General features: G+C 47.8%; 25 protein-coding genes. 14 read left to right on the top strand and 11 right to left on the bottom strand.

All coding sequences use genetic code 11. The features are described from left to right. Positions 1-113: 113 nt before the first annotated feature. Positions 114-1,043: a hypothetical protein gene (locus tag KME11_16565; GenBank protein MBW4516825.1), complete on the top strand. Its 930-nt coding sequence runs from the start codon at positions 114-116 to the stop codon at positions 1,041-1,043. After that, positions 1,036-2,049: a serine/threonine protein kinase gene (locus KME11_16560; GenBank protein ID MBW4516824.1), complete on the top strand. Its 1,014-nt coding sequence runs from the start codon at positions 1,036-1,038 to the stop codon at positions 2,047-2,049. Before KME11_16565 ends, KME11_16560 begins: the two co-directional genes overlap by 8 nt. Here the strand turns inward: KME11_16560 and KME11_16555 are convergent. Beyond that, positions 2,035-3,210 carry a glycoside hydrolase family 10 protein gene (locus tag KME11_16555; GenBank protein MBW4516823.1) on the bottom strand — a complete coding sequence of 392 codons (1,176 nt, stop codon included), beginning with the start codon at positions 3,208-3,210 and terminating at the stop codon, positions 2,035-2,037. The two genes, KME11_16560 and KME11_16555, sit on opposite strands and share 15 nt — an antisense overlap. 368 nt (positions 3,211-3,578) lie before the next feature. On the opposite strand from KME11_16555, the gene KME11_16550 reads away from it, so the two are divergent. The 3 genes from KME11_16550 (at position 3,579) to KME11_16540 (ending at position 9,726) form a co-directional block, all read left to right on the top strand. Beyond that, positions 3,579-3,986 (top strand): DUF4278 domain-containing protein, encoded by a 408-nt coding sequence (locus KME11_16550; GenBank protein ID MBW4516822.1) that lies wholly within the window; start codon positions 3,579-3,581, stop codon positions 3,984-3,986. 140 nt (positions 3,987-4,126) lie between these two features. Next, a complete protein-coding gene (locus KME11_16545; GenBank protein MBW4516821.1) occupies positions 4,127-5,860 on the top strand; it encodes a hypothetical protein in 1,734 nt (577 codons plus the stop codon). Between the two features lie 353 nt (positions 5,861-6,213). Further along, positions 6,214-9,726, top strand: coding sequence for a DNA polymerase III subunit alpha (locus KME11_16540; GenBank protein ID MBW4516820.1), 3,513 nt, complete (start codon positions 6,214-6,216; stop codon positions 9,724-9,726). A 23-nt stretch (positions 9,727-9,749) separates the two neighbouring features. On the opposite strand, the gene KME11_16535 is transcribed toward KME11_16540, so the two are convergent. Further along, entirely contained in the window at positions 9,750-10,670 is a 921-nt protein-coding gene (locus KME11_16535; protein ID MBW4516819.1) for a glycosyltransferase, read from the bottom strand. 147 nt (positions 10,671-10,817) lie between these two features. Here KME11_16535 and KME11_16530 point away from each other — a divergent pair, with 147 nt between their 5' ends. Beyond that, the gene (locus KME11_16530; GenBank protein ID MBW4516818.1) at positions 10,818-12,008 is read left to right on the top strand and encodes a TRC40/GET3/ArsA family transport-energizing ATPase; all 1,191 of its coding nucleotides are present in this window, start codon (positions 10,818-10,820) and stop codon (positions 12,006-12,008) included. Here the strand turns inward: KME11_16530 and KME11_16525 are convergent. The 3 genes from KME11_16525 to KME11_16515 all read right to left on the bottom strand — a co-directional run bounded on the left by KME11_16525 (position 12,005) and on the right by KME11_16515 (position 15,326). Beyond that, entirely contained in the window at positions 12,005-12,646 is a 642-nt protein-coding gene (locus tag KME11_16525) for a Uma2 family endonuclease (GenBank protein ID MBW4516817.1), read from the bottom strand. The two genes, KME11_16530 and KME11_16525, sit on opposite strands and share 4 nt — an antisense overlap. 68 nt (positions 12,647-12,714) lie before the next feature. Continuing rightward, positions 12,715-14,508, bottom strand: coding sequence for a proline--tRNA ligase (locus tag KME11_16520; protein MBW4516816.1), 1,794 nt, complete (start codon positions 14,506-14,508; stop codon positions 12,715-12,717). A gap of 71 nt (positions 14,509-14,579) precedes the next feature. Continuing rightward, positions 14,580-15,326: a creatininase family protein gene (locus tag KME11_16515; GenBank protein ID MBW4516815.1), complete on the bottom strand. Its 747-nt coding sequence runs from the start codon at positions 15,324-15,326 to the stop codon at positions 14,580-14,582. A gap of 464 nt (positions 15,327-15,790) precedes the next feature. Here KME11_16515 and KME11_16510 point away from each other — a divergent pair, with 464 nt between their 5' ends. Next, a complete protein-coding gene (locus tag KME11_16510; GenBank protein MBW4516814.1) occupies positions 15,791-16,102 on the top strand; it encodes a hypothetical protein in 312 nt (103 codons plus the stop codon). A gap of 173 nt (positions 16,103-16,275) precedes the next feature. Here the strand turns inward: KME11_16510 and KME11_16505 are convergent, their stop codons facing one another. Both KME11_16505 and KME11_16500 read right to left on the bottom strand, forming a co-directional pair. Continuing rightward, the gene (locus tag KME11_16505; GenBank protein ID MBW4516813.1) at positions 16,276-16,707 is read right to left on the bottom strand and encodes an anti-sigma regulatory factor; all 432 of its coding nucleotides are present in this window, start codon (positions 16,705-16,707) and stop codon (positions 16,276-16,278) included. A gap of 3 nt (positions 16,708-16,710) precedes the next feature. Beyond that, positions 16,711-18,408, bottom strand: a complete 1,698-nt coding sequence (locus KME11_16500) for a SpoIIE family protein phosphatase (GenBank protein ID MBW4516812.1) — start codon at positions 18,406-18,408, stop codon at positions 16,711-16,713. A 241-nt stretch (positions 18,409-18,649) separates the two neighbouring features. Between KME11_16500 and KME11_16495 the strand changes: the two genes are divergently transcribed. The 3 genes from KME11_16495 (at position 18,650) to KME11_16485 (ending at position 20,449) form a co-directional block, all read left to right on the top strand. After that, complete coding sequence (locus KME11_16495; GenBank protein MBW4516811.1) at positions 18,650-19,561, top strand: branched-chain amino acid transaminase; 912 nt, start codon at positions 18,650-18,652, stop codon at positions 19,559-19,561. Positions 19,562-19,689: 128 nt separating this feature from the next. Beyond that, on the top strand, positions 19,690-19,887 hold the full coding sequence (locus KME11_16490) for a hypothetical protein (protein ID MBW4516810.1): 198 nt from the start codon (positions 19,690-19,692) through the stop codon (positions 19,885-19,887). Positions 19,888-19,972: 85 nt separating this feature from the next. Beyond that, entirely contained in the window at positions 19,973-20,449 is a 477-nt protein-coding gene (locus KME11_16485) for a hypothetical protein (protein MBW4516809.1), read from the top strand. On the opposite strand, the gene KME11_16480 is transcribed toward KME11_16485, so the two are convergent. After that, complete coding sequence (locus tag KME11_16480) at positions 20,446-21,246, bottom strand: fumarylacetoacetate hydrolase family protein (protein MBW4516808.1); 801 nt, start codon at positions 21,244-21,246, stop codon at positions 20,446-20,448. The two genes, KME11_16485 and KME11_16480, sit on opposite strands and share 4 nt — an antisense overlap. Before the next feature lie 100 nt (positions 21,247-21,346). Here KME11_16480 and rpsF point away from each other — a divergent pair, with 100 nt between their 5' ends. The 3 genes from rpsF to KME11_16465 all read left to right on the top strand — a co-directional run bounded on the left by rpsF (position 21,347) and on the right by KME11_16465 (position 23,456). After that, positions 21,347-21,664, top strand: a complete 318-nt coding sequence (gene rpsF, locus KME11_16475; GenBank protein ID MBW4516807.1) for a 30S ribosomal protein S6 — start codon at positions 21,347-21,349, stop codon at positions 21,662-21,664. A gap of 233 nt (positions 21,665-21,897) precedes the next feature. Then, positions 21,898-22,899, top strand: coding sequence for an NAD(P)/FAD-dependent oxidoreductase (locus KME11_16470; protein MBW4516806.1), 1,002 nt, complete (start codon positions 21,898-21,900; stop codon positions 22,897-22,899). Further along, positions 22,899-23,456, top strand: a complete 558-nt coding sequence (locus KME11_16465; protein MBW4516805.1) for a hypothetical protein — start codon at positions 22,899-22,901, stop codon at positions 23,454-23,456. Before KME11_16470 ends, KME11_16465 begins: the two co-directional genes overlap by 1 nt. Positions 23,457-23,474: 18 nt before the next feature. Here the strand turns inward: KME11_16465 and KME11_16460 are convergent, their stop codons facing one another. Next, entirely contained in the window at positions 23,475-24,188 is a 714-nt protein-coding gene (locus tag KME11_16460; protein MBW4516804.1) for a lipase family protein, read from the bottom strand. Between the two features lie 25 nt (positions 24,189-24,213). After that, entirely contained in the window at positions 24,214-24,360 is a 147-nt protein-coding gene (locus tag KME11_16455; protein MBW4516803.1) for a hypothetical protein, read from the bottom strand. Between the two features lie 291 nt (positions 24,361-24,651). Between KME11_16455 and KME11_16450 the strand changes: the two genes are divergently transcribed. After that, on the top strand, positions 24,652-26,274 hold the full coding sequence (locus KME11_16450) for a DUF2079 domain-containing protein (GenBank protein MBW4516802.1): 1,623 nt from the start codon (positions 24,652-24,654) through the stop codon (positions 26,272-26,274). Here the strand turns inward: KME11_16450 and KME11_16445 are convergent. Beyond that, complete coding sequence (locus KME11_16445) at positions 26,263-26,925, bottom strand: class I SAM-dependent methyltransferase (protein ID MBW4516801.1); 663 nt, start codon at positions 26,923-26,925, stop codon at positions 26,263-26,265. The two genes, KME11_16450 and KME11_16445, sit on opposite strands and share 12 nt — an antisense overlap. Positions 26,926-26,966: the final 41 nt, after the last annotated feature.

Here is a 26,966-nt window from a genome sequence, read left to right as displayed (position 1 = left end):
CTAAATCCCTCTCCTAAAGGAAAGGGACTTTGAATAGTTTCATACTTCTATTCAGCAACGCCAATTTATAGTGAAACTTTATAGCGACTATTTTTTGCACTCAGGGTCAAGACATGAAATATCTTTTTTGGTGCAGTGGCGCTTCCGCCCTAGTCCTTGGCTTTATTTTTCTACGTTCTTCTCAGGTCACTCAATCTTCAGCAAATCCTGTTGATCAAGACAACGACTCCTTGCAAAACTCTCAAAACAATCGCTCACTGCCCCCACCCCAAAATTTACAAACAACTGAACAGTCTATCCTCGAACGAGCAAAAACTAGCGCCAATAGCGATCGCCTTAAACAAGCCATTAACTTAGCCGATACCCTGCCAACGACCAGCGAATACTACGCAACTGCTCAGCAATTGAGAGAAGTTTGGGCACGCGAATTACTTCAACGTGCCATCAATAAATATGTTCAAGCTGACCTACCCACTGCATTAAAAATGCTGGCAGCCATTCCAGCAAATACCAGCAGTGCTGGGCAGTCCATACAACTTGCTACACTATGGCAACAAGAAAAGAGCATCACTCAGGTAGCATCTCAAGCCAAGACTTCTATCAATCTACTTAAAGTACTGTCTTCAAGATATCCAAAAGGGATTGCCCTGCCGCCTGCTGCCATTCAACCCTCTGCTATCCAACCCATTACAGCAGCCAGTAAACCACCCCAAAGAGTTGTTCTAGCTGAACCCTCAGCCGCTGCCTTGCAGGAAGATCAAAGAGTGTTAGAAATGCTTTCTACCATTCCTGCCCACTGGAATCAACATCAGCGGAATCAACGTCAGCAGGATCAACGTCAGCAGACAAAACCTGTGATTGAAAAAGCGATCGCCGACACAGAGTTTTCTGCTCCTATCAATCCAGTCGTCCCTGCTCCTCCTTCACCAGAAGCTTCTCCCTCTCCCTATTTTTCAACTATCCCAAACTCTGTCTCCAACCTTTCCCAAACGTTGCGCAGCGACTCACCCAGTTCTATTCCTACCCCATCTACTAGTGATTAATACCATTCTGAATGAACGCTATCACATTCTCCAAAGTTTAGGAAAGGGCGGCTTCAGCGAAACTTTTCTGGCGCAAGATGATCTCTCATCTGCCTTGCGTGTTGTGAAATGTTTAAAGCTTTCCTCTACACCCTCAGCAACAGCCCAAGAACTATTTGAAACAGAAGTCCAAACTCTTTACCAACTGGGCCACTTAAACCAGCAAGTTCCGGCATTGTTTGACCATTTTGTCGAGGATCAAACGCTTTATTTAGTCCAAGAATTTATTGATGGACATGACTTAGCCCAGGAAACGGCAAAAGGTCAGACTTGGAACCAGAAAAAGATTATTGAATTACTCCGACAGGTCTTGCCTGTATTACAGTTTCTCCATTCTCACCAAGTCATCCACGGCGACATTAAACCCCGTAATATCATTCGTCGAAAGGATGGTCGATTAGTGTTAATTGATTTTGGTGCAGTTAAACTGACCTCCTCTTCATCTTCCTCATCTGCCCAATCCGTAGTAGTGGGTACCGCAGGCTATATGCCCAACGAGCAACAAGCAGGGCGATCGCGCTTTAGCAGTGATATCTATGCTCTAGGCATGGTTGTTATTCAATGCATAACTGGTGTTCATCCTAGAGACTTAAAAGAAGATCCTAAAACTGGAGAAATTCAATGGAAAAGCCAGACTAATCTCCATCCTCAACTGGCAAAAATTGTAGAGAAAATGGTAAAAGTCCGCATCCGAGAACGATACCCCTCAGCAGCAGCAGTATTAATTGATCTAGACAGACTTGAACACGCTCAGACAAACAAGCAGTTCCCTGCTCAAGTCATGTACGGGAGCGTTCTTTTCTTGTTGCTATTAGGGGGATTGATCGGAGTGTGGCGACCTCTTGCAAGTATCTCAAACTCGTTTGCCCCTCCTTTACCCTCTCGTTCTCCGATCGCGCTTCAAATCATTGGCATATCGATTCCAATTACCACCCTAATGGCATTAGTTCGACTACGCCTGTGGTGATACTGCCTGATTTTCCAGTAAACGTGACGCTGGGTAAGGAAATAAAGCTTGAAAGCCAGCCAGCCTTTCCTCCATTGGCTCCGGGGCTTCGTGCCACAGACTTTCGTAATAGAAAAACGCCATTCCCAAACCTCGCTCTTGCACAGCCCGCACCTGCGACTGAATCTGCGCCATCGCCACCGGGCTATTTCTCAGCCCTGTCAATACCCCAATTCCCGTAGGAATCTTCTTCTGTGCCTCCTGAATTTCAGGACGATTAATCTGTTCTACAAAGCTTTGCATATCAGAACGATAGACCTGGACAATAAGCTCGTTTGCCACACCCTGCTTCACCCAAGCCAGCCAATCCTGCAAATGCAAACGGTAAGCAAAATCATAGTAATTAGGCGAAATTGAAAAAATAGCATTGGGCTTGTGTGCCTTCACTGCCTTATGCAAGTTCACCATAAACGCCGTAATCTTATCCGCACGCCACTTCACCCAAGCCGGATCTAACGCATCTGTGGGAGGGGCTTTCTTCGTCTCCTTTGTGTAGAGCGCCACAGTATAGCTGTCGTACCCAAACTCACTCGGCAAACTCATGTGATCATCAAACTGAATGCCATCAGCATCATACTGACTCACTAGTTCCACCAAAAGACTCGTGATAAACTGCTGCACTTCTGGACGAAACGGATTAAGCCACGCCACTTCGCCCGCAGCACTCAAAGAAACTTGCTCCCCATTCCGCTTTTGGGTTAACCACTCCGGGTGATTCAACGCTAGCTCTGATGTTGCTGGAGCCATGAAGCCAAACTCAAACCAAGGCATTACTAATAATCCTTGGCGATGACCTTGAGCAATCACATCTGCCATAATGTCTTGCCCCTCCAACCCCTTAAAGACGAAGGGCTGAATTCCTGCTTGATACGCCACAGCACTCGGATACATGACATAGCCTGAATTCCAAGCCACTGGATAAACCGTGTTGAAGTTGAGACGGCTTAGTTGGCTCATTGCATCCTGCACCTTGGCATGGTCGATCAGAATGCTCATGTCATTATTCGTCATCCAAACGCCCCGAACTTCCTGACGGGCGCGCTGCTCCGCAGATACCGCAAGGGTTGCCGATGCTGGGCTACTCGAAAGCAACGTACCCACTAGCGACAGGGCAAAAAGCATGTATGAGAAAGATTTGAGTGTTGGCATTACTCCTCGAAGGAACCGCCAGACCGAAAGAAGACGCGAGATCATAATATGAAAGTACAGGTGAGTGAGCCACTAAGGCACATGGTAGGTGCTGAGTTTTGCTAGCTACTTACTCTACAAGCTTTTGCATGAATGATCAGAAAACTTCCCTGTCTTCCTTAAGTTCTTCACCCTAAAGGGGGATTACTATTTCTCTTCTTTAAATGGTAGTCTGTTATACAGAAGAAAAAACGTTCATCCCAACTATTTAAGTTTTAGTTGAGGACGGAAGTAAGGAAAGCTCCTGAAGGAACGCGCTTCTCTTCACCTAGTGACCTATTACTTACTGGAGAAGCGAGACTATGAAACTCATTTATCGTGGCACATCTTTCGACTATAACCCTAGCAAAGCTGTAGGGGTGAACATGGGGCGACCCACTCGTCCTCATCATGCTTCCCTGGCTCCTTATACCCTCATCTATCGTGGTCAAACCCTTCAAGTTGACCCTACCCAGTCCGCCGAAGAGGTGATGCCCCGTGCGTATGAGCTTACCTATCGAGGTGAAAAGTACTATACGAATGGAGTTGCTCAGGCAACACCCGAACGCCGAGTATCTGTTCCAGCAACCTTGCCTTGTCAGTACATTGGTAAAGTTCACCAAGCTAACCTTCAAGAAAATCTTCAGCGGCGTTTGAAGGCGGCTCAGGAAAAAGGTGACCAGCAATTGGTTACTTTATTACAAGAAGAGCAGCAACAGATCACTGCTTAGGATAGGACGATCGCCCTCCTTGTTGAGAATGGGAGACTAAAAGCATGGACATAGCCTGCTATTCTCAGTAGGGGTTGGTTTCTCCCGTCTTCCAACTGAGTTTTATTCTTCTCCCTGTGACTAACTAGGAGGTTATTAGTATGGCTATTACTGTAGATATTCTATTAGACGAAAATGATGGCAATATCACTGCTGGAGACGTGTCACTGAGAGAGGCAATTGCCTTTAGCAGTGCTGGAGACACCATTGACTTTGCTCCGAGTCTTATTAATGGAACGATTACTCTGACTGAGGGTGAGTTAGTTATTAATAAAGCTTTAACTATCAACGGTTTAGGAGCGGATAAATTAACCATCAGTGGTAACAATGCTTCCCGCGTCTTTAGAATTGCCGATGCACAGGCTGGTTCTAGTAGGGTTGTCATTGATGGATTGACAATAGCTAATGGCTTTGTCGGTGAATCTGTTGGCGATCGCTTTGGTGCTGGCATCTTAAATGAAGAAGCCTTGACGCTGACAAATGCTGTCGTTAGAAATAATCGAGCAGCATTCTCTGGTGGCGGCATTGAAAATGGTGGAAATCTGTCTATCGCTAACAGTACGATCAATAACAACTCCGCAGGCTTTGGCGGTGGTGGCATTTCGAGTGGCGGCAGTGAAGGGCCTGTAAATCTTCTATCACTCGCCAATACCACCGTTAGCAGCAACGAAACCAATGGATTCGGGGGAGGGATCTTCAATGGCTTCACAAGCCGTCTAATTGTTAACAGCAGCACCATTTATCAAAACACTGCGGTTCGTGATGCTGGTGGGGTTTTCTCGCAATCTGCAACTATCAATAACACCATTATTGCCGGAAACCTTGATGGTGATAACTCAAACGGCAACCATCCTGATGTTTCGGGTAACTTTACCACAACATTCTTCAACCTGATTGGGGATGGGACGGGTAGCACGAGCTTTACAAATGGTGTCAATGGTAACAAGGTCGGCAGCAGCAGCGCCCCGATTGACCCTAAGTTGGGTTCTTTGCAAAACAATGGTGGCTCTACGTTGACTCACGCGTTGCTGAGTAATAGTCCGGCGATCGATGCGGCTAATCCTAGCGCCAATGTCCTAGTAGATCAGCGCGGTATAGCCCGTCCTCAGGGAAATGGATTTGATATCGGTGCACTCGAGCAGGTTCCTACCCGTGTTATTCCTCCTGGCGTTCTTCCTGGCATCATCAATGATCCTCCGGGAGGGGGTGGGGCGCTCCCTGGAACCATCCCTTTACCCAAGCGGGTTTTGGGCACTGCCAGGTCAGATGTGCTTTTGGGTAGTGCAGACAGCGATGCTTTTGTGGGAGGATCTGGAGGTGATGTGATGACGGGTGGCGCGGGTGCTGACCAATTTATTTACACAGGTGCTACTCGGCGGCGAGCGCTTGTAGATTCTCAAATCAGCAATTCTCCAAAGCTGACTCGTCGTCGCCTTGACCAGATCACTGATTTTAATACCGCAGAAGGGGATAGGATCAAACTTGATTTTGATAACAACTTAAGTACGGCTGAGCTTCCTAATCGAGTTCATAATGTTGGCAAAGTCAGACCAAAACCAGTTTCTGGGGGAGGCAAAGTGCAGCGAGGTCGGGTAGGGGCGATCGCTACAGCGTATGATGATGTCAATCCTATTATTCCTGGCAGACAGAGGGCACGGGTATCTGAAGCCGTGATTGTTACCCACAAAAAACGCACCTATTTATCTGTCAACGATAATCAGGTTGGGTTTAATCCAAAACGTGATTTGGTGATTGATGTAACAGGGATGATTTTTCAAAGTCCCCAAGATGCTGTCGCAGGCGCAACTTTGGCGGTTAACAACTACTTTACCTAATGAGCTAACAGTTATGGCGCAGAATATATTATGGCGCAGAAATAGTTTGAGCCATTGATTCTGATTCAATAAATTCTGAGCCATTGATAATGGACGAAACTCATTGACGATGCAGGGAGGACGATCGATCGCCCTCCTTTTTGCGCTTGAGCCTAAAAGCGATCGCTTGCCTATTTGGTACTAAAGTACTATATTGATGGCGCACCCTCATGCGTTCTGCTCAACTCTACCCCACACCACGGGTGGAGTTGAGCCTCCTTCACTTCTCAACAAAAATTCTAGATATAGTACTCGTAAGATCGGTTACTCTTATCTCAGTCTTATTGTTTTAGCGTGATTGTAGGTTTAAAGCTATGTCCTTTGTTGGCTTACACATTCACAGCGACTACAGCCTGCTTGATGGCGCAAGTCAGCTTCCTGAACTGATCGATCGCGTCTTAGAGTTAGACATGCCCGCGATCGCTTTGACTGACCACGGTGTCATGTACGGGGCGATCGAGCTACTGAAGGTCTGTAAAGCCAAGGGCGTTAAACCCATCATCGGCAATGAGATGTACCTGATCAACGGCGACATTTCTAAACAAGAACGTCGCCCCCGCTACCATCAGGTCGTTCTGGCAAAGAATACTCAAGGCTATAAAAATCTAGTTAAGCTGACTACAATCTCTCACCTGCAAGGCGTTCAGGGAAAAGGTATTTTCTCCCGTCCCTGCATTAATAAAGAATTACTTGAGAAATATCATGAAGGGCTAATTGTTACGAGTGCTTGTTTAGGGGGAGAAGTGCCCCAAGCCATCATGCAAGGCAGACCGGACATTGCCCGTCAGGTGGCGCAGTGGTATAAAGATTTGTTCGGCGATGATTACTACATTGAAATTCAAGATCATGGTTCGCCTGAAGACCGCGTGGTGAACGTCGAAATTATCAAAATCGCCCGCGAGTTAAACATTGAAATTATTGCTACCAACGACTCTCACTATATTTCTTGCTACGACGTAGAAGCCCACGATGCGCTGCTGTGTATTCAAACTGGGAAGCTAATTGTTGAAGATAAACGATTGCGCTATAGCGGCACAGAATATCTGAAATCTGCTGAAGAAATGAGTTGCCTGTTTCGAGATCATTTACCTGAAGCCGTGATTGAAGAAGCGATCGCCAATACCCTTAACGTTGCCAATAAAGTTGAACCCTACGAAATTTTAGGCGAACCGCGCATTCCCGACTACCCATTGCCCCCAGGCTACGCCGATCTCTCTGCTTACTTTGAATCCGTCACCCGCGAAGGCTTAATCAGACGCTTTGACTATCAATCCTATGATGAAGTCGATGCTACCTATCAAGCGCGACTAGACTACGAGTTGCAAATGATGCACACCATGGGCTTTGATGCTTACTTCCTGGTGGTATGGGACTACATTAAGTTTGCGCGAGACAACAACATCCCCGTTGGCCCTGGACGCGGCTCGGCAGCCGGATCGCTTGTCGCATACGCATTAGGAATCACTAATATTGATCCTGTCCATCATGGTCTGCTGTTCGAGCGCTTCCTCAATCCCGAACGCAAGTCGATGCCCGATATTGACACCGACTTCTGCATCGATCGCCGAGAAGAGGTGATTGAATACGTTACTGAAAAGTATGGCACCGATCGCGTGGCACAAATTATTACCTACAACCGCATGACCTCTAAAGCGGTACTCAAAGATGTGGCGCGAGTGCTGGATATTCCCTACGCCGAATCTGACAAAATGGCGAAGATGATTCCCGTGTCACGGGGCAAACCTGCCAAGCTGAAGGAGATGATCTCCGACACCAGCCCCGCTCCAGAGTTCAAAGCCAAATACGACAATGAACCCCATGTCCGCCGCTGGCTCGATATGGCAATTCGCATTGAAGGCACTAACAAAAGCGTCGGTATTCATGCAGCCGGAGTCGTCATTTCAGCCCAGCCGCTTGATGAAATTGTGCCGCTTCAGCGTAATGCCGATGGCGCAGTTTTCACCCAGTACTACATGGAAGATATTGAATCACTGGGGCTGCTGAAAATGGACTTTTTGGGTTTGAAAAACCTGACAATGATTCAAAAAGCGGTGGATTTGATTAAGCAGACCCATGGTATTGAGATCGATCTCGATCGCCTTTCCTTGGAAGATCCAAAAGCCTATCAACTGTTAGCCAAAGGCGAACTCGAAGGCATCTTTCAGCTTGAATCTTCAGGAATGCGCCAAATTGTTCGTGACCTCAAGCCCTCCGGCATCGAAGATATTTCTTCCGTCCTGGCTCTCTACCGCCCTGGTCCGCTTGATGCAGGTCTAATTCCCAAGTTTATCAACCGCAAACATGGGCGCGAAAAAATTGAGTACGAGCACAAAATTCTCGAACCCATTCTCAACGAAACTTACGGCATCATGGTCTACCAGGAACAGATCATGAAAATTGCCCAAGACATGGGCGGCTACTCGCTAGGGCAGGCAGACCTACTGCGGCGGGCGATGGGGAAAAAGAAAAAGGCGGAAATGGAAAAGCACCAGGAACAGTTTGTCAAAGGGGCTGAGAAAAATGGCGTAAAGGCAAAAATTGCTACTGATTTATTCGATCAAATGGTGATGTTTGCAGAGTATTGCTTTAATAAATCTCACTCGACCGCCTATGGTTATGTAACCTACCAAACGGCGTATCTTAAGGCGAATTACCCGGTTGAATACATGGCGGCGTTGCTGACCGCCAACAGTGGCGATCAAGACAAGGTGCAAAAATATATTGCGACCTGTATGGCAATGGGAATTGAGGTGGAGCCGCCGGACTTGAATCGATCGGGCGTGGACTTTACGCCATTGCAAACCAGTATTTTGTTTGGGCTGTCGGCGGTGCGAAATGTGGGACAAGGGGCGATCGAAGCTGTTCTAATTACTCGGGAAAAAGATGGCCCGATTAAGTCATTATCCGATTTATGCGATCGCATTGATTCACGTACTGTCAACCGTCGGGCACTGGAAGCTTTAATTCTTTCGGGCGCAATGGATACGCTAGAGCCAAACCGCAATCAACTCATGCATGATCTAGAGTTGGTGCTGGAGTGGGCGCAGTCTCGCGCAAAAGACCGGGCGGTAGGTCAAGGCAATTTATTTGATTTGTTGGGTGTGGGATTGATGGGCGGCAACTCAACCGCAACTGCCCATAGTTTCGAGAGTGCCCCTAAAGCTCCGCCTGTCGTCGATTATCCGTCTCAAGAGAAGCTGAAGTTAGAAAAAGATTTATTGGGCTTCTACATTTCTGACCATCCGTTGAAATGTATTCAGCAGGCGGCAAAAATTCTGGCTCCCGTTAACCTCAGCGATTTAGCAGACAAGTCCGATAGTGTGACATTGAGCGCGATCGTCATGATTAGCACCTTGAAGCCTGTGGTAACCAAGAAGGGCGATCGCATGGCGGTTCTGCAAATTGAAGACCTCTCAGGACACGCTGATGCTGTTGTTTTTCCCAAAACTTTTGCGCGTATTGGTCACTTAATCGAAGTTGATACGCGCTTGATGATGTGGGGCAAGGTCGATCGCCGCGATGAACGGATTCAATTTATTATTGATGACGCTGAACCGATCGAAGAAGTCCGGATGGTCACTGTAGAATTAACGCCCAACATTGCGGGAGATATTCGGGAACAGCACCGTTTGCGAACGTTGTTGTTAGAGCAGCGAGGCGAGGATGAGAATAGTAAAACACCTGTAATTGCGGTGATTGGTGGAGGCGATCGCCGAGAGATTGTCCGGCTAGGTGCCCAATTTCGAGTGCAAGATCACCAAGCAACGGTTGATGCCTTGCGACTTGCTGGTTTTCAAGCAGAAACTTCAGCCCTCACGAGCGTCTAAGCGTCTAAAAGATCTACAAAGATCTAAGCCTGACGCGCTTCGTTGTAGGCTGCGTAAACCCCTTTGACGTTGTACCAATTGAGAAAGATTCGAGCAATTTCTAACGCCAGTTGGGGTTTGCCTTGATCGATCAACCATTGCAAAAACGGAGCCAGCGATCGCTCGTTGAGTAATCCACCCACCGACAATAGCCCCCAAAGCGCTTGATGCAGCCAGGTCATTTGGATCATCATTCGCACTTCTAGGGTAGGATGCTTTTGGTAAAACAGTACGCCCATTCGTCCGCGCTGAATTTCTTTGTCAATTAGGCTCGGAATTTCTGCCAGGGAAAAAGGAGGGTGCCAATGATAGCCCACTGCGGCAGGACACTTCACTAATTTCAGCCCTAACTGCTTAAGCCGAACCCCCAGTTCCAGGTCTTCCCAGCCGTAGAGTTGAAAGCGCGTGTCGAAAAGCCCAGCTTGATCAAGCCATTTCCGGGCGATCGCCACATTTCCAGTGGCAAAGTAAGCTCTAGAATAATCCGTCACCTTAAACGGCTCGCTAGTAGGGTTCTCAAAATTGCAGGTGTTGATGACGCTGCCGTAGGTGAATAGGCGATCGCTCCCTAACTCCTGTTCTGCCTGCTTCAGCGCCTCAATGTGCGACTGCAAAAAAACCTCAGTCACAACCAAATCACTATCGATAAAAATAATCGTGTCGCCTTTTGCCTGAGCTACACCTAAATTTCGGGCGGCGGCAGGGCCTTGGTGGTTTTGCTGGAGCAGGCGGACATGAGAAAACTCAGCATTTTGCTGGAGCCAGTTAACTGTTCCGTCAGTGGAACCATCATCAACGACGACGATCTCGTAGGAGGCATCTGTGCGCTGATGTTCTAGTGCCTGCAAGCACTTCTCAAGGATGGGCTGACGATTGTAGGTAGGAATGATGATGCTTAGAAACACAGGGGCACTCGCTCGACGGTCACCTTTATCCTAACTGGCGAAGGGGCGCTGTTGAATCGATAGTGTATCCAAGATCTGCACCCTATCTCAGCAAAAACCGATAGAGTAAAGGAATGTAAATTCTTTTCAAACTAAGCTTTATCTCCCATGCGCGTAATTTTGATGACTGGTAAAGGCGGAGTGGGTAAAACCTCCGTAGCGGCGGCAACAGGTTTGCGTTGTGCAGAATTGGGCTACAAAACCCTGGTGCTGAGTACCGATCCGGCTCACTCCCTTGCCGATAGTTTTGACCTGGAGTTAGAACACGCGCCTCGGCTAGTGAAGCCAAACCTTTGGGGTGCAGAACTAGATGCGTTAATGGAGTTGGAAGGCAACTGGGGAGCCGTAAAGCGCTACATTACCCAAGTGCTACAAGCGCGTGGTTTGGAAGGGGTGGAAGCTGAGGAACTCGCAATTCTGCCGGGAATGGACGAAATTTTTAGCCTGGTGCGGATGAAGCGGCACTATGACGAAGGTGAGTACGATGTGCTGATTATTGACTCTGCTCCAACCGGGACGGCATTGCGACTGTTGAGTTTGCCGGAAGTTGCAGGCTGGTACATGCGGAAGTTTTATAAGCCGTTGCAAGCCATATCTGTCGCACTCAGACCTTTGGTAGAGCCAATCTTTCGCCCGATCGCCGGGTTCTCTCTACCTAACAGAGAAGTGATGGATGCGCCCTTCGAGTTTTACGAACAAATTGAGGCATTGGAAAAGGTCTTGACTGACAACACCAAAACCTCAGTTCGTCTCGTTACTAATCCCGAAAAAATGGTGATTAAAGAATCGCTTCGGGCACACGCCTACCTCTGCCTCTACAATGTGGCGACCGATATGGTGATAGCAAACCGCATTATTCCCGATGAAGTTACTGATCCGTTCTTCAATCGTTGGAAAGAAAATCAGCAGCAGTATCGCCAAGAAATTCACGATAATTTCCATCCTTTACCCGTTAAGGAAGTGCCGCTTTACTCTGAAGAAATGTGTGGTATGGAAGCGCTAGAGCGACTGAAGGAAACTTTGTATGCCGACGAAGATCCGGCTCAGGTTTACTACAAAGAAACGACGCTGCGAGTCGTGCAGGAAGCAAACCAGTACAGTTTAGAAGTCTATCTGCCAGGAATAGCCAAAGATAAAGTTGAGTTGAGTAAGACTGGAGATGAGTTAAATATTCGGATTGGCAACCATCGCCGGAACTTGGTGCTACCTCAGGCGCTGGCGGCATTGCAGCCTTCTGGGGCAAAAATGGATGAGGATTATTTAAAGATTAAATTTGCGACGTTGGCACAGAAAAACTAGGCGCGAAGATGTTGCAGCAGCCAAGCACAGGCGGAAGTTTGTCCTTCCTCTTGGCTGCGTTTGAGGTTTTGCTGAAGAAGATCGATCGCTAGTCCTGGCAAAACGATCGATTCTTGGATACGGCGGCTGCCTTGATTGGCGATCGCAAATGCCAAAATCTCGCAGGTCTGAATGTTCACAATCCAGTACTCAGAAATTCCTAGGGTTTCATATTGCAAACGCTTTGCACCTTGATCATCTGCCAAGGTTGTGTCAGCTATTTCTACGACTAAATCAGGTATAGGGTAAAGATTTAGGTCTACAACTCTTGTTCCCCAAGGAATAGCTTCTGCATTGTCGCCAATGTAATACGATAAATCTGGCTGAAACTCTTCTATGCCAGTTTTGCGGTAGCTGCAATTATCGTGTTCAGTTAAAGCAATATTGCTAACTGTTGCGAATAAACTAATGGCAAAAAGAACTAGGGCATGAACCCTAGAATGATCTGAACCAATCGGCGTGGCTTCAATCCTCATTTTTCCAGCATGGTAGTAGCAGCGATATTTGGTAGCGGCAGGAGTTTCGATCGCTTGAATATATTCCTCCCAACTTGCCTGAACCCAGCTATCGGTTTGTAACTGCTCTAAAACTGAGGTCATACGTTTGTCCTCAAGTCAAAATTTTTGATGGATTCACTCTAGCATTTCTGCTCCAAGCGCTAGTTCACCTAGACTCCGCTCATCCATTGCTGCAAGGTGGCAACGACTTCAGTTAGCAGAATTTCTTGGGCTTCGTGGGTGGCTCGTTTGACGACTTCTACCTTGCCTTGCTGGAGCGATCGCCCCGTCACAATTCGGTAAGGAATTCCCACCAAATCAGCATCTTTAAACTTCACGCCCGCCCGCTCATTCCGATCATCTAGCAAAGTTTCGATACCAGCCTGATTCAGTTCGGTATAGAGCGTTTCAGCAGCGGCGACTTGGGCAGCATCAGTGACGTTAGGGATGACAACGATCGCATGATAAGGGGCGATCGCCACAGGCCAAATGATTCCATCTTTGTCGTAAGACTGTTCCACAGCAGACTGTGCTAGACGGGAAACGCCAATTCCGTAGCAGCCCATGACTAAGGGAATCTCTTCGCCTTGCTCGTTGGTGTAGGTTGCACCCATGGATTGCGAATACTCAGTACCTAGTTGAAAGATATGCCCAATCTCGATACCTCTGGCGGTTTGAAGCGTTTGACTGGGGTTGTGGATTGCCCGATCACCCGCGATCGCCTTTCTCACATCTACGACCTGCGGTAGCTCAAACTGAGTCCCCCAATTTGCCCCTACGACGTGATGATCCGCTTCGTTAGAACCCGTTACAAAATTCTTGAGATCCACCACTGTTTGATCTGCTAAGCGTAAAAACTTGGGCGCGATATTTTTTGCCGCTTGGATAAAATCATCACTCAAGTCTGGCGCAATGTAGCCCAACGGTAGCGCTTTTGTTGCCCATTTTTGCTGAGCTTCGGCATCCGGCACGTCTAGCCCAATGACTGTTTTTCCGCCATATTGCCCTGCTAGTTTGCCTAACTCATTTTGCAACTTAACCTCATTAACATCCTGATCGCCCCGAATGTTGACTAACACTAAGACAGTTGTGCCATTGTCGTAAACAACTTGGTAAAGGACGTTTTTGACAATTTGCGTGGGTGAACACTCAAGGAAATCGCAGAGGGTGGCGATCGTCGCGGTTCCGGGGGTTTTCAATTTTTCGTAGGTGCGGTTAGAAGGGACAGCAGCGGCAGGCAATGATCCAGCCTTTTCCACATTTGCCGCATACTGACCATCTTCGGTATAAAGCACCTCGTCTTCACCCGCATCTGCTAACACCATAAATTCTTGAGAACCCGAACCGCCGATCGCCCCTGAATCGGCATCGACTGCCCGAAATGCCAAGCCTGATCGCTTCAAAATTTTGTGGTAGGCATCGTGCATTTTTTGATACGTCACTTTCATTCCAGCTTCGTCAGCATCGAACGAATACGCATCTTTCATAATGAATTCTCGACCGCGCATCAAGCCAAAGCGAGGACGAATTTCGTCGCGGAATTTAGTTTGAATTTGGTAAAGATTTTGGGGCAGTTGGCGATAGGTGCGAATCATGTCACGGGCGATCGCCGTGATGACTTCTTCGTGGGTCGGCCCTAAACCCACCTCCCGATTTTGGCGATCGGTGAGGGCAAACATAATTCCTTCAGCCTGGGTGTAAGTGTCCCACCGCCCCGATTCTCGCCACAAATCAGCGGGCTGTAACTGCGGCAGCAGACATTCCTGTGCCCCTGCGGCGTTCATTTCTTCCCGGACAATCTGAGAGACTTTTTGCAACACTCGCCACATTAAGGGCATATAGGCATACAGACCACTGCCCACCCGTCGAATAAATCCTGCCCTCAGCAACAGCTTGTGGCTGGGAATTTCTGCCTCTGCCGGATCTTCTCGTAAAGTAACAAACAGCATTTGAGACAGTCGCATGATCAGGCTTCCTTTTGCAGACATCGATATAACAGTTTAAGTTAAAGACGACTCACTGAGTCAGAGCGGATTTAGGTCTCTCCTAAAAACTCTAAGTATCCCTGGCTCAATTCCTTCACTGCCAAGTCATAAAATTGTTGACCTTGCTCTGGAGTTGCTAAAGCAGGATTCGACCCCATCCGCCCATCGGGATAGCGATCGCGGAAATTGTTAGCGCCATAGATCGGGTATCCCCGTGCCACTTCGGCAGAGAGCGGAGCTTGCTTAATAAAGTCTGGATAAAGATATTGAGTGAGTGCCACTTCGCTAGGCGTCGCATGGGAGCCTTCTTGCTCGCCGTAAAGCTCTCTAGCAAGTTTGTAGACTGAGCCGCAGGTGAACCAGTTAGCCAACCGACATTCCACCTGGTTAGCATGGGGCAAATTTAAGTCAGCAAGCGTGCCATAGCTTTCAGAAAAAGCAGCCTTTAGTGTCGCAATATTGCCACCATGACCATTGATAAAAAAGAATTTCGTGAAGCCAACTCGAACCAGGCTGGTTAAATAGTCACGGATTAACAAAATCAGGGTGCTGGGTCGTAGGCTGATGCTGCCTGGAAAAGCCGTGTGATGCATCGCCATCCCTACATTGAGCGTCGGACAAACTAAGGCATGGGTCGCTTCTCCAACAGCATGGGCGATCGCTTCTGCACAAATTGCATCAGTACCAATCAGTCCAGTGGGGCCATGCTGCTCAGTCGAGCCAATTGGCACAATTATTCCTTGAGAGTGAGTTAAATAAGCTTCTACTTCTAACCAAGTGCTCAAATGCAGCAGCATTGTTCTTTCGCTCCTAGCGGTACGGTGTTCCTACGAGCCGATCCCCAAACTTCATGGGTCAGGACTAGAATAGTAGGTACAATTGAGTATTCCAAATAATATCAGCAACCCCAATCCGCTAAAAATGAGGAATACTTATCCCCGTGGATACTGTTCATGACATCTGTGTTCTTTCCATGCACAATAGGAATATGTCAGAGTATGGGCTACTTAAATCTCAATCCTACCTCTGGGCAGCGTTCCCTAAAGTTTCTGAACTGAACTAAATGACAAACCTAACGGCTAGCTGCGACTCTAGAAGACCTTTGAAGATTGAGTGTCCCTCTTTTCTTGCAATGCCGATACCTCGTTATTCTAGCCGAGTTTCATTGAGGTCTGGAGGAAAGACATCTAAGCAGAAGGCTTCACAAAGTTATTCAGGTCGTTAAAGATTTCTAGAATTGTTTTCTCAGGAGAGGCAGTACATGCTACACCGCAAGATCTATCAGATCCATTGTGACGGTCGCGAGGTTTGGATCTTTCTGCGGGATCAACAACGATGGCTGGAGCGTGCGCGCATTCTAGACATTGAAGGTGATCTAGTGACAGTTCGCTACGAAACGGAGGAAGAGGACGAAGTTTGCTCTTGGGAAGAAATGATTCGTCTAGAAAGCATTGGCTCGGTCATGCAAAAGCTAGCAGCCGTTCCCCGAGGCAATGTTGAGCCTCTAGTTTCTGAAGATTGTCCTGATGCAGAGCGCATTTGGAAGCATCAACCAGAATCTAACTCTGATTGATGAAGAATGACTGAAACGCTAAACTTCAGGCTAAAGGAGAATGTGGGCAACCGTGTTCTCCTTTAGCTTGTGTGAGTAATTGTCTGGGTCATCCTTCTGCCAATACTCTCTGAAAACCCAAGCTTGCTCTTCTAGGAGGATTCTGGACAAGGTAGCACTGGGTTCTGTTCTACTTAGAGTACTAACTCCTTATGAGGCAATGTGGTTTGTAGTACTAAGCAATTGCGACCATTGACCTGAAGCCGATACTCCACTCGATCCATCAGCCGATTCAAAATCAGCCAGCCATATCCGCCCTCCTGCTGCGCTTCAGGCTCAGGAGCCAAATAGGTCGATAAATCGTAGCCCTTACCATGATCCCAAATTTCCAGATTCATCTCCCTATCTTTAAGTTCTAGACGCACTAAAACTGATAAGTTTGGTTGCTCTCGATGAGCGTGCCGAACAACGTTAGAGTAAGCTTCCACCAAGACTAACCGTAGCCGATTTGATTGTCTTGCCCAGTCTACTTGGTCTTCAAGTTCAATTTCGAGCGATCCCAGTAGCCAATCTTCAACCACCTTTAAAAACTTTAAATCGCTCGGAACATGGAGTTCAGTTTTCATGAGCTACAGAACCTCCAAAGAAAGAATCGTTTGATCATCTTCTTGAACCTGACTATGGTTTTGAATGTGAGCTAGTAAAGCACTCAAGTCCAATCGACCTTTCTCTTGAGTTAAAAGTTTCCAAAGCCCCGATTGTTGCAGCATTGCCGTACTAGATGGCGCTTCATCAGCAGATTCAGAAATCGTTGCTTCGGTAATACCGTCGCTGGTTAGGAGTAAGATCTCCCCACAGTTAAGGGTGCTACTTCCTGCTAGAGCTTGCCAGTTAGGCAAAATTCCTAGGGGTACGCCTCTGATTTTTAGGTAGGTTGGTTCAAGCGGTTTGTCAGCATCAGACTGTGCTACTAACTGTTGAGGCGACCACACCAGAGGATAAATATGCCCTGCATTGGCATAAACCAATTCACGGCTGGTTGGGTTGTATCGTGCCAATACCATGGTGATAAAGCAATTGCTGCCTACTAAGTCTTCCGACAAGTTGGCGTTCATATTTTGCATCACAATATTGGGTTCGGGTGGAACTTCTTGAGAAAGCTCGCGTCTCAGCAATGAAATTGCGCTTGCCATAAAGAGAGCGGCTGGTACACCTTTTCCTGAAACATCTCCTACAGCTACCCAAACGTCTCCTTGCGGGTGGACATAGACTTCAAAAAAATCTCCACCTACTTCACGAGCCGGGTAGCAATATGCCTGAATTTTGACGGTATCGAGTTGAGGCCAGCTTTGACGCAGTAGATTGGTTTGAATTTGGTGGGCGACTGCTAGCTCTGCTTGCATCTGCTCGGTTTGCTTTTGAATGCGCTGGTAGAGCTTGGCTTGGGAAATAGCTAATGATGCCTGCTCGGCAACCCCTGCAATTAACTGAACCTCTTCTTCAACCCAAGGTTCTGAAGGACTTTCTTTATAAAGCACTAGCACTGCTAGCGCCTCCTGTTGGTAGGAGAGAGGCACCGCCAAATAGGTACAAAAGGTATCATTTTCCTTGCTTTGAATCCGCTGAATTTGGCGGGTTTCCATGACCCATTCCAATTTTGCTAGGTTGAGATAGGGGAGTCGGGGTGAACCGTTGACACTTTGTTCTAAAGTTTGGGGATAAGAGAAAACCTCTGAGGAAAACTGGGAGGAAAAGGCGGTATTGCTTTGAATGGGGCGCAACATGCAAGTGTCGGTTGCAAAGGTGTGACCAATGGTTTCAACGACGGTCTGAAGCATACTGCGATAGTCGAGGGACTCTCGGATAGCAGTGGTGACTGCGTTGAAAAGAGACTCTCGGCGCAGGGCTCGGTGGAGTTCGTTGGTGCGTTGCTTTAGCACTCGGTAGGTTTCTGCGGCTTGCTGGACGACAACTGCAAGGTCATCGGGATTCCAGGGTTTCATGATGTATTTGAACACCTTGCCCGTGTTAATGGCTCCGACTAAGTCTTCGACATCGGTGTAGCCAGTTAGCAGAATCCGCATGGTGTCGGGGAAGCGATCGACAGTCCGGCTCAAAAAATCAGTGCCGTTCATTTTTGGCATTCGTTGGTCGGAGATAATAATCGCCATTTCTCCTTCTTGCTCTAGGATTTGTAGAGCTTTGAAGCCGCTTTCTGCCAAGAACACTTTGAAGTCGCGTCGAAAGGTGCGTTGGAGCAGTTCTAGGTTATCTGCCTCATCGTCTACAACCATGAGTTTGAGCTTGCTTTCATCTGCTTCAGTCATGCTTGGCTCGACTTGCTTGAGCATTTGCTTCAAATGGATTGCTTTCCATTGTCTATCCTGCTATTTGTCGCACGTAGTCAAGGTACCCGAAACGCGGGGGAGGAATAACAGTAGAGCGTAGGCAGGCAGGCAAGCAGCAAGTGAGCTAGGAAGGATGTTTTCAAAAGTCATGAAGGTGGATGGAGGCTGGGGTAATTGTGTGATAATGGCGGTCTTACAGGAACGTCGCTGGGGAACAGCTATGCATAATTTTTTGCCGATCGCCTATTTTGAAGATCAGTTCATCCCTTTTAAAGAGGCTAAGCTTTCGATCGCCACTCATGCGTTGCACTACGGCACTGGAGCGTTTGGAGGATTAAGAGGAATTCCTGATCCTCAAAATCCTAATCAGGTTTTGTTATTTCGGCTCGATCGCCATTGCGATCGCCTTAGCAACAGCGCCCGTTTACTCAACTACGACTTACCTGCCAGTAAAATTCAGTCTGTTATCGTTGACTTTGTTGAAAAGAATCAGCCGACCACCTCTTTCTATATCCGTCCGTTTGTTTACACCTCTGACCTAGGGATTGCCCCCCGCCTCCATAATATTGAGCACAACTTTTTTGTGTACGGCCTAGAGCTAGGCGACTACCTCTCCCCCGACGGTGTCAGTTGTCGGCTTAGCTCCTGGTATCGCCAAGAAGATCGGAGTCTACCGCTACGGGGCAAAATTAGTGGTGCTTACATTACCTCGTCTCTTGCTAAAACCGAGGCAGTAACATCGGGGTTTGATGAAGCTATTTTAATGAACTCGCAGGGTAAAGTGAGTGAAGCTTCAGGAATGAATATTTTCATCGTGCGGCAAGGCAAGATCATTACGCCAGGATTTGAGCAAGATATTTTGGAAGGAATCACCCGAGACAGCATTTTGACCCTTGCCCGTAATCTCGGTATTCCAGTGGTGGAACGTCCAGTTGATAAAACAGAATTGCTGATTGCCGACGAGGTGTTTTTGAGCGGCACAGCGGCAAAAATTACCCCAGTCAGACAAATTGAGAATTATCAACTTTCCACAAACCGACCTATCACTCATCAACTTAGGGAAAAACTTTCTGCTATTACCGAGAACCGTGATCCGGAATATTCAGATTGGGTGTTTGCTATTCCCATTTAAGAAGGAGTGAATCATCTGATACTTCTCCCGCTGACTGTATCTAATAAGCTATGAGTCAATCAACCCCGTATCCCCAAACCCTGACATAAAATAGGCTCAATGGGATAGGCGAAAGCCAGAGGTATCACATGTTAGTGATTGTGATGGAAGACCAACTCCTCTCTCCGCATCAGGTCTGCCAGGCTTGCTTAATGGCAGATCAAAGCGGTCAGCCCCGCTGGAATCAGGGAAAGCTGCGGTGTGGGCGGGCATTAGGCAAAGCCACTGAGCGGCTGCCTGAGCAGTTTGAGTGTCAGATGGGCTTTCGGATTGTTCATATTGAATAGAGGGTTCCTGCGACGGTTTGAGGGGTGCGGTATCCTAGGCTTATTGAGAGCAACATTCAGATCTTTGACGTTGGAGAGATAAATTATGTCTTGGCGCGGTTCTACATCCCCTCAAGATCGGGCGTTAGCTTGCTTGCCCTATCTTTTACCCCTGATTGAGTCTTTGGCATTTGCAAGTCCATTTTTGAGCCAGTTTCCAGTCCTTGGCATCTTATTTGTCCCACTGATGCCGATTATTAGTCTCTATGGCGCGATTCCTTTTGCCGGACTGATTGTCTTCTTTGCGCTTTATATGGGCGTGGTGCGGAATGAAAATATTGCTCATTTCATTCGTTTTAATGCAATGCAGGCAATTTTGATCGATATTATTTTGGTGCTGTGTAGCTTGCTCTTTAGCGTGATGGCACCGGGACTGGGCGGCGGGCTAATTATTGAGACTCTGTATAACGTTGTGTTTTTAGGAGCGATCGCCGCCATCATTTACTCCATTGTTCAATCGGTGCTGGGGCGCTACGCCGAGATCCCCACTCTTTCAGACGCAGTTTATATGCAGGTGCGCTAAGGCTCGATCGCCATTACAACAGGCTGCTTGGCAATGACTGAGTTTTCCAAGGAGCCAATGCCTTCAATTTCGATGCGAATGCGATCGCCCACTTGCACTGCACCCACGCCTTCGGGTGTTCCAGTCAGCACTACGTCTCCGGGTAGTAGGGTAATGGCTTGGCTGATGTAGGAAACTAAGACCTCTGGCGAGAACGCCATTTCATCAATTGATGCCGACTGTACAGGATGAGGATTATCGTTCAGAAAAGTTTGCAGCTTAGCCGCACTGCTGAGTTCTCGGACAATCCAAGGCCCCAGGGGGCAGAAGGTATCAAAGCCCTTTGCTCTAGTCCATTGTCCATCGCTTTTTTGCAAATCTCTTGCAGTGACATCGTTAGCAATGGTGAATCCCCAAATTTTGTTGCGGGCTTGCTCTGGCGTGCAGTTGGAACAGCGATTGCCAATGATGAGCGCAAGTTCGCCCTCATAATCGACTCGACTGGATTGAGGTGGGTACTGGATTGCGGCTCCGGGGGCAATGACTGCCGTTGAAGGCTTCATGAACAGTAAGGGCTCTTTAGGCACTTCGCCCCCCATTTCGGCGGCGTGCTTAATGTAGTTTTTGCCGACCGCAATAATTTTGGTGGGCGCACAAGGAGCTAATAACACATACTCATTAGCGGCTAGGACTTCCTCGGTGGGCAGACCGTTGAGCCAAGGCGGGGCATCAAGGATTTGCACTTTGCGATCGAGCTGGAGCACTCCGTAACAGAGTGTGCCCACAGTGGTTTGGATTCGGACGTAGCGTTGCGCCATAGGTGAATTGACTTTGTTTGATATATGATTGTAAGTCCTTGCTTCTTAGAGCAGATGATTTTTCTGCCAGAAGCCTTATGCCCACAAGGAGAAAACTACCATGCAACAGTATGAAACGATGTATATCTTGCGTCCAGACTTGGGCGAAGAATTAACCGATCAGGCGATCGGCAAGTACCAAAATTTCCTAAAGGAACAAGGTGCTGAAAACGTGGAAACCCAGCATCGGGGCAAGCGCCGCCTCGCTTACGAAATTGGTAAGCACCGCGAGGGCGTTTATATTCAAATGAATTACGAAGCTCCTGGAACGGCAATTGCTGGAATGGAGCGATCGATGCGCCTCAGCGATGAAGTGATTCGGTATTTGACCACAAAGCCCGACCCTGTAGCAGTTGAAGAAGTTGCAGTCGAGGCTTAAGCGGTTCTGGTCAGGTCTCTTTAAAGAGACAAGCAAGGGGCAAGCGATTCTAACCATCATTTGGATGAATCGCTTGCCCCTATTTACTTTCTCTGCCCTGCCGCCGCTCTTTCGAGCAAAATGGCACAATAGAGACTATATGAGTGCTGCATAGCCTTTGCAACAAATCTTAAAGTAAGGCTCAGCAAAAATTATTCCCTGATTATAATTTCAGGCATCTTAGGTTAACCGCTATGAAACTTTCAAAAAATACCCTGGATCAACGCCTAAATCATCTCTATGACGTGATTATTGTAGGCGGCGGCGTAGGTGGGCTTTCTGCCGCTATTTACCTTCAGCGCTATCGCCTCTCTTGCCTTGTAGTTGAGAAAGGGAAGGGGCGATCGTTTTGGATGCAAGATGTCACCAATTTTGTCGGCTTTCCCCCTCATACTCCTGGCAGAGACTTGCTGCAAAGAGGGCAAGACCACATGCTGGAACTGGATGCCGACTACCTGCGGGGCTTTGTGGAAGATGTGCAAGATGAGGGGGAAACCTTTGCTGTCAAAGTCAAAATTGGTAAGGTCAACAGCAGTTATCCTGTCTTTCGCTCTAAATACATTATTGCTGCGAGCGGACTCATTGATAACCTACCTCAGCTAGAGAACATGCAAAACGTGTTTGACTACGCGGGTTTCAACCTGCATGTTTGCATGATTTGTGATGGCTATGAGATGGCAGATAAGCGCTGCGGTTTGTTCGTCAATACTGAGGGAGCAATCAATACTGCTTTTGTCCTTAACTGGTTTACGCCTTACATTACCGTTTTTACCCATGGGCTTTTTGAAGTGGGCGCGGAGATGCGTCAAAAACTGCAAGATCATGGCTATCCTTTGGTGGAATCTCCCATTCAACAATTTTTGGGGCATGACCACGAAATGACTGGGGTGGAATTAGTGGATGGTTCTCAAGTTGATCTACAAACTGGATTAGTAGCAATGGGTTCGCAGTACCATAGCGGATATCTTAAGGGGCTTGATTTGGAATGGAAAGGGGGTAACCTACCGACAGATTCAATGTGCCGGACTTCTCATCCTCGCGTGTTCGCGCTGGGAGATTTAAAGGAAGGGATTAATCAAGTGTCAATTGCTGCCGCAGATGGTACATTAGCGGCTACGGCAATTTGGCGAGAGATTCGTCGCGGTTCACCCGCTCGTCGCTGGGAAGAAAATTTAATTGGAGCAGAAGTATCGTGATCCAAACTGACATCCCCACATCCTCTGATCTTCAGGCAGAGATCGCCCGACTACATGATGACTTGCAAATGCGAGATCAACTGGTGCAGCAGCTGTCTCAGGAGTTATTTCGGTTAGTGAAAACCAACACGAACCAAACCTACAGTGCTGAAGCGCCTGAGCAATATGAGGGCGAGATTTTGGCGTTGCGGGAACAGCTTCAGGGCATTGAGCAGCAGGTGACTTTTTATCAAGAGCAAATCACTAGCCGAGATGCTGAGATTTATCAACTGCGTCAATCGACCCAAGAGTTGAGCGATCGCTCTCGAATGCTAGAGCAAGTGGTGCAAGAACTTCCCCGCATTTATAAAGAGAAGTTTGAGCAACGGTTGACTCCGGTTAAAGAAAAAGTGACGCAGGTGCAGCAAGAGAACCGTCGCCTTCATGCTGAACTGCAAAGTGTTAGCTATCGCCTAGCCGTGCGGAACCGGAAAGCAACTGAGTTGGATTTGCCTAGCTTTCCTCAACTGGATAGTTTGGCAGAGTCAACCTCTTCTTTAAATAGCGTCCAAAACTAAGCTGTTGAAGCAGGAAGACTAGGCAGCGCGAGATATCGTAAGGTTTACTTGGAGAGGGGTGGAAGCCTCCCTTGCAGTATTTACGCTGCAGCCCGCTCCCTTTATGACTTGTGCACTAAAATCCACTTCCTGCATATTAAAAATTAGGTTGTGCTCGTATTCACCCATGTTGTGATCGCTGACTATTCCACAATCGTTCAGAAAGTCTGCCATGCCGCCTTTCACAGTATCTAGAAATTGATGCCAAAACTCAATTTCCTGATGTAATTTGCCTTCAGCGTCAAAATACAAGCACTTGCCCACATGGTCATAGCCTAGACTACGAAGTGCGACGCGCGTTACGAGGTCGTTATGATTAACGAAGCGGAAGGCGCAATTTTGGAAAGTTTGATTGAAAGCAGAGGCAAATTCTGGACAACCAACCCTGGGCGAACCAAAGGTATAAAGACCTTGAACTACCTGTCCGATAGTTGGAAGCTTGGCGGCGGCTAGAGTGGCGAGGGCGGCTCCGAGGCTATGTCCGGTAATAAATAGGGTTTGAGTATTAGTGCGGAAATGTTGAAGTTGGGTGATAACATCTTGCCAAATGGCTTCTAAGCCTAAACTAAATCCGCGATGAACTCGACCACCGCAATCTTTTAGGGTGGTAATGTCAACATCGGTCATCCAATCTTTGAGACAGCGGGCTCCGGTGCCTCGAAATGCCAGAATGATCACCTGATCGTTGCCCATTATAAAGGCTTGGGTGGCGCGTTGATCAAAAAAATGGAATGTTTGTAAACTGCCAGGTATGTACGGTGCTGGCAATAGCAAATTGATTGAGGTAGGCAAGTCGGGCAGCCTGGGCAAGTCCGATCGCATTTATGGGGCTATAGGCGATCGCGTTGGGCTCAAAGAAGAACATGGGGCACTCCTGATGGGGTTAAAGATGACGTTGTTGGGTAGATGTTTTAGTGATGATGGCAGCTACTCTCTTGTACGTTCAGGTTCCGGACTATTCAGATACCTAGGCGGGTAATCTTTCGGGCGTTCATGCTGTGAGTACAGGCGCAAAAAATGGATGGATTTAAAGAGGCTCGTAGAGAATCCAGCGGAGGGAATGCAAGGAAATATGCAGTTTTGCTTGAGCGATCGCCCATTCCATAAGAGGATGATCACTAGATAAAACGGTCAGCGGATACACACAGGCGGTCACATGCAAGTTCTACAGAAACATCCCCATTTGCGATGGCTAATCGGCGTTGCGGCCTTATTTTGGCTCATTTGTAGCGGGCTGGTTCTGCACCGATATCACAACTTCTTCCCGACCTTTGTTTCGTTTGATCAGGGCATTTTTAATCAGGTCTTTTGGAATAGTTTGCATGGGCAATGGTTTCAAAGCTCGCTTTCTTCTACCGAGTCGGTGACAGTCATGCAGGGCGATTTGCCAGAGGTTTTTTACCGTCGGTTGGGGCAGCACTTTACGCCCGCTTTGTTGCTGTGGCTGCCTTGGTATGCCCTGTTTCCTTCGGCGGCGGGATTATCGGTGCTGCAAGTGACGTTAATTACGGCGGCGGGTTTGGTGCTGTATGGGTTAGCGCGCCATTACCATCCGCCCCAGTTGGCGATGATGATTACCGTGAGTTATTACGGGGCGATCGCTCTCATTAGTCCCACCCTCGCCAACTTTCATGATATTTGCCAAATTCCACTTTACGCTTTCGGGCTATTTCTGGCAGTAGAAAAACGATGTTGGTGGCTGGTTTGGGTATTGGCTTTTTTAATTTTGGCAGTCCGAGAAGACAGTGGCGTGGTGCTGTTTGGAATTGGGTTTTATTTTTTAGTGAGTCGGCGTTTTCCCAGAATTGGCATCAGTTTTTGCGTCGTAAGTTTGGGATATATGCTGGCGTTAACAAACTTGATTATGCCGCTGTTCTCGGATGATCTTTCAGATCGATTTATGATTGAGCAGTTTGGTCAGTTTGTTGATGGAGAAAAAGCTTCGACGCTGGATGTGCTTGGAGCGATTTTAAGAAATCCAGGGCGGCTGATTGTGCAACTGCTCACACCGCCCGAAGCGACAGTGCGTTATTTGCTGGGGCAGTGGGTACCGCTCGCGTTTATTCCGCTCATTTCTGTTGATGCATGGCTGTTAGCAGGATTTCCCATTCTCAAAACCCTCATTCAGAATGATCCAACAGCGCTTTCGCTGCATCTCCGCTATGCTCAAACTTGGGTACCTGGACTATTCTATGGGGTGATTCTTTGGTGGGCAAAACATCCACGTTTGTTCAGGTTTCGGTTTCAGAAAATTTGGGTGGGCTGCATCATTCTTTCCCTGTTCTTTACAGTGACTGCAAACCCGAACCGAGCTTTGTCTTTTGTCATTCCTGATTCTATTCAGCCGTGGGTTTACTTTTCTTTGCCGCGCCAGTGGGAACACGCCGATGCAGTACGATCGCTCCTTGCTAAAATTCCTGATAATGCTAGTGTTACCGCGACCGATCATATCGTTGCCCATGTTTCAGGACGGCGGCAGGTATTGCGCTTTCCCATGGTGCAGTTTCGTAATGATGAACAGCAAGCAGCTTGGGTAGAATATGCGATCGCCGATCTGTGGTACTTACAGCAGTCCCAAATAGCGTTTGACGACTACCGCCAAACGCTACTAGCTAACGAAAAAGCGATCGCTCGCTTAATCCGAAGGAGGTTTGATGGACAGCGTTATGGCATCATTGGCTTTGAAGATGGCGTAGTGCTGATGCGGCGAGGCGTAAAATCAGAACGGGAGGCGTTAGGAGCGTGGAAGGCTTATCAAAAGGAGAACTCAGAGCTTTAACGCCAAAGTTAAGCCATCGGCGATCGGCACCATGCTAATCTGCACCCGATTATCCCCATGCAGCTTTTGATTAAACTCACGAATTTTTTGAGTTTGATTATCTTGCACCTCTAAATCAGCAACCTTTCCCGACCAAAGAACGTTGTCGATCGCAATCAATCCACCTGTGCGAATCAGTTGAAGCGATCGCTCGTAGTACCCCTCGTAGTTGCCCTTATCGGCATCAATGAATGCAAAGTCAAAGGTTCCAGCGTGTCCCGTTTCGAGTAGGTGATCCAATGTCTCTAGGGCAGGAGCAATGCGGAGGTCGATCTTTTCTGCTACCCCTGCGGCTTGCCAATACCGCCGGGCGATCGCCGTATATTCTTCGCTAGTATCACAGGCAATGATGCGACCGTCAGGGGGGAGGGCAAGGGCGATCGCTAGAGAACTATATCCAGTAAAAACGCCGACCTCCAAAGTTTTCTTTGCGCCCATTAGCTGCACCAACAGCGCCATAAACTGCCCTTGTTCCGGCGCAATTTGCATTTGACTCATAGGATGCTGAGCCGTTTCTTGACGAAGTTTGATTAAAATTTCTGGCTCATGGAGTGAAACCGATCGCAAATAATCGTTAAGTGAAGCAGGCAGTCCGAGGGTTTGGTTTGACATAGGAGCATCCAAAGCAGCATTTTCTAAAGAGTCTATCTTAT

Source organism: Timaviella obliquedivisa GSE-PSE-MK23-08B (assembly GCA_019358855.1).
Lineage (GTDB): Bacteria > Cyanobacteriota > Cyanobacteriia > Elainellales > Elainellaceae > Timaviella > Timaviella obliquedivisa.
This window is presented reverse-complemented; position numbering and strand designations above follow the sequence as displayed.

Coding starts and splice junctions, on each gene's coding strand:
- KME11_16470 (MBW4516806.1), top strand. CDS start 21,898: ATGAAACTTTCAAAAAATACCCTGGATCAACGCCTAAATCATCTCTAT.
- KME11_16515 (MBW4516815.1), bottom strand. CDS start 15,326: ATGCTGCTGCATTTGAGCACTTGGTTAGAAGTAGAAGCTTATTTAACT.
- KME11_16510 (MBW4516814.1), top strand. CDS start 15,791: ATGCTACACCGCAAGATCTATCAGATCCATTGTGACGGTCGCGAGGTT.
- KME11_16450 (MBW4516802.1), top strand. CDS start 24,652: ATGCAAGTTCTACAGAAACATCCCCATTTGCGATGGCTAATCGGCGTT.
- KME11_16500 (MBW4516812.1), bottom strand. CDS start 18,408: ATGACTGAAGCAGATGAAAGCAAGCTCAAACTCATGGTTGTAGACGAT.
- KME11_16485 (MBW4516809.1), top strand. CDS start 19,973: ATGTCTTGGCGCGGTTCTACATCCCCTCAAGATCGGGCGTTAGCTTGC.
- KME11_16495 (MBW4516811.1), top strand. CDS start 18,650: ATGCATAATTTTTTGCCGATCGCCTATTTTGAAGATCAGTTCATCCCT.
- KME11_16550 (MBW4516822.1), top strand. CDS start 3,579: ATGAAACTCATTTATCGTGGCACATCTTTCGACTATAACCCTAGCAAA.
- KME11_16525 (MBW4516817.1), bottom strand. CDS start 12,646: ATGACCTCAGTTTTAGAGCAGTTACAAACCGATAGCTGGGTTCAGGCA.
- KME11_16530 (MBW4516818.1), top strand. CDS start 10,818: ATGCGCGTAATTTTGATGACTGGTAAAGGCGGAGTGGGTAAAACCTCC.
- KME11_16490 (MBW4516810.1), top strand. CDS start 19,690: ATGTTAGTGATTGTGATGGAAGACCAACTCCTCTCTCCGCATCAGGTC.
- KME11_16445 (MBW4516801.1), bottom strand. CDS start 26,925: ATGTCAAACCAAACCCTCGGACTGCCTGCTTCACTTAACGATTATTTG.
- KME11_16540 (MBW4516820.1), top strand. CDS start 6,214: ATGTCCTTTGTTGGCTTACACATTCACAGCGACTACAGCCTGCTTGAT.
- rpsF (MBW4516807.1), top strand. CDS start 21,347: ATGCAACAGTATGAAACGATGTATATCTTGCGTCCAGACTTGGGCGAA.
- KME11_16545 (MBW4516821.1), top strand. CDS start 4,127: ATGGCTATTACTGTAGATATTCTATTAGACGAAAATGATGGCAATATC.
- KME11_16565 (MBW4516825.1), top strand. CDS start 114: ATGAAATATCTTTTTTGGTGCAGTGGCGCTTCCGCCCTAGTCCTTGGC.
- KME11_16460 (MBW4516804.1), bottom strand. CDS start 24,188: ATGGGCAACGATCAGGTGATCATTCTGGCATTTCGAGGCACCGGAGCC.
- KME11_16520 (MBW4516816.1), bottom strand. CDS start 14,508: ATGCGACTGTCTCAAATGCTGTTTGTTACTTTACGAGAAGATCCGGCA.
- KME11_16555 (MBW4516823.1), bottom strand. CDS start 3,210: ATGCTTTTTGCCCTGTCGCTAGTGGGTACGTTGCTTTCGAGTAGCCCA.
- KME11_16505 (MBW4516813.1), bottom strand. CDS start 16,707: ATGAAAACTGAACTCCATGTTCCGAGCGATTTAAAGTTTTTAAAGGTG.
- KME11_16480 (MBW4516808.1), bottom strand. CDS start 21,246: ATGGCGCAACGCTACGTCCGAATCCAAACCACTGTGGGCACACTCTGT.
- KME11_16455 (MBW4516803.1), bottom strand. CDS start 24,360: ATGTTCTTCTTTGAGCCCAACGCGATCGCCTATAGCCCCATAAATGCG.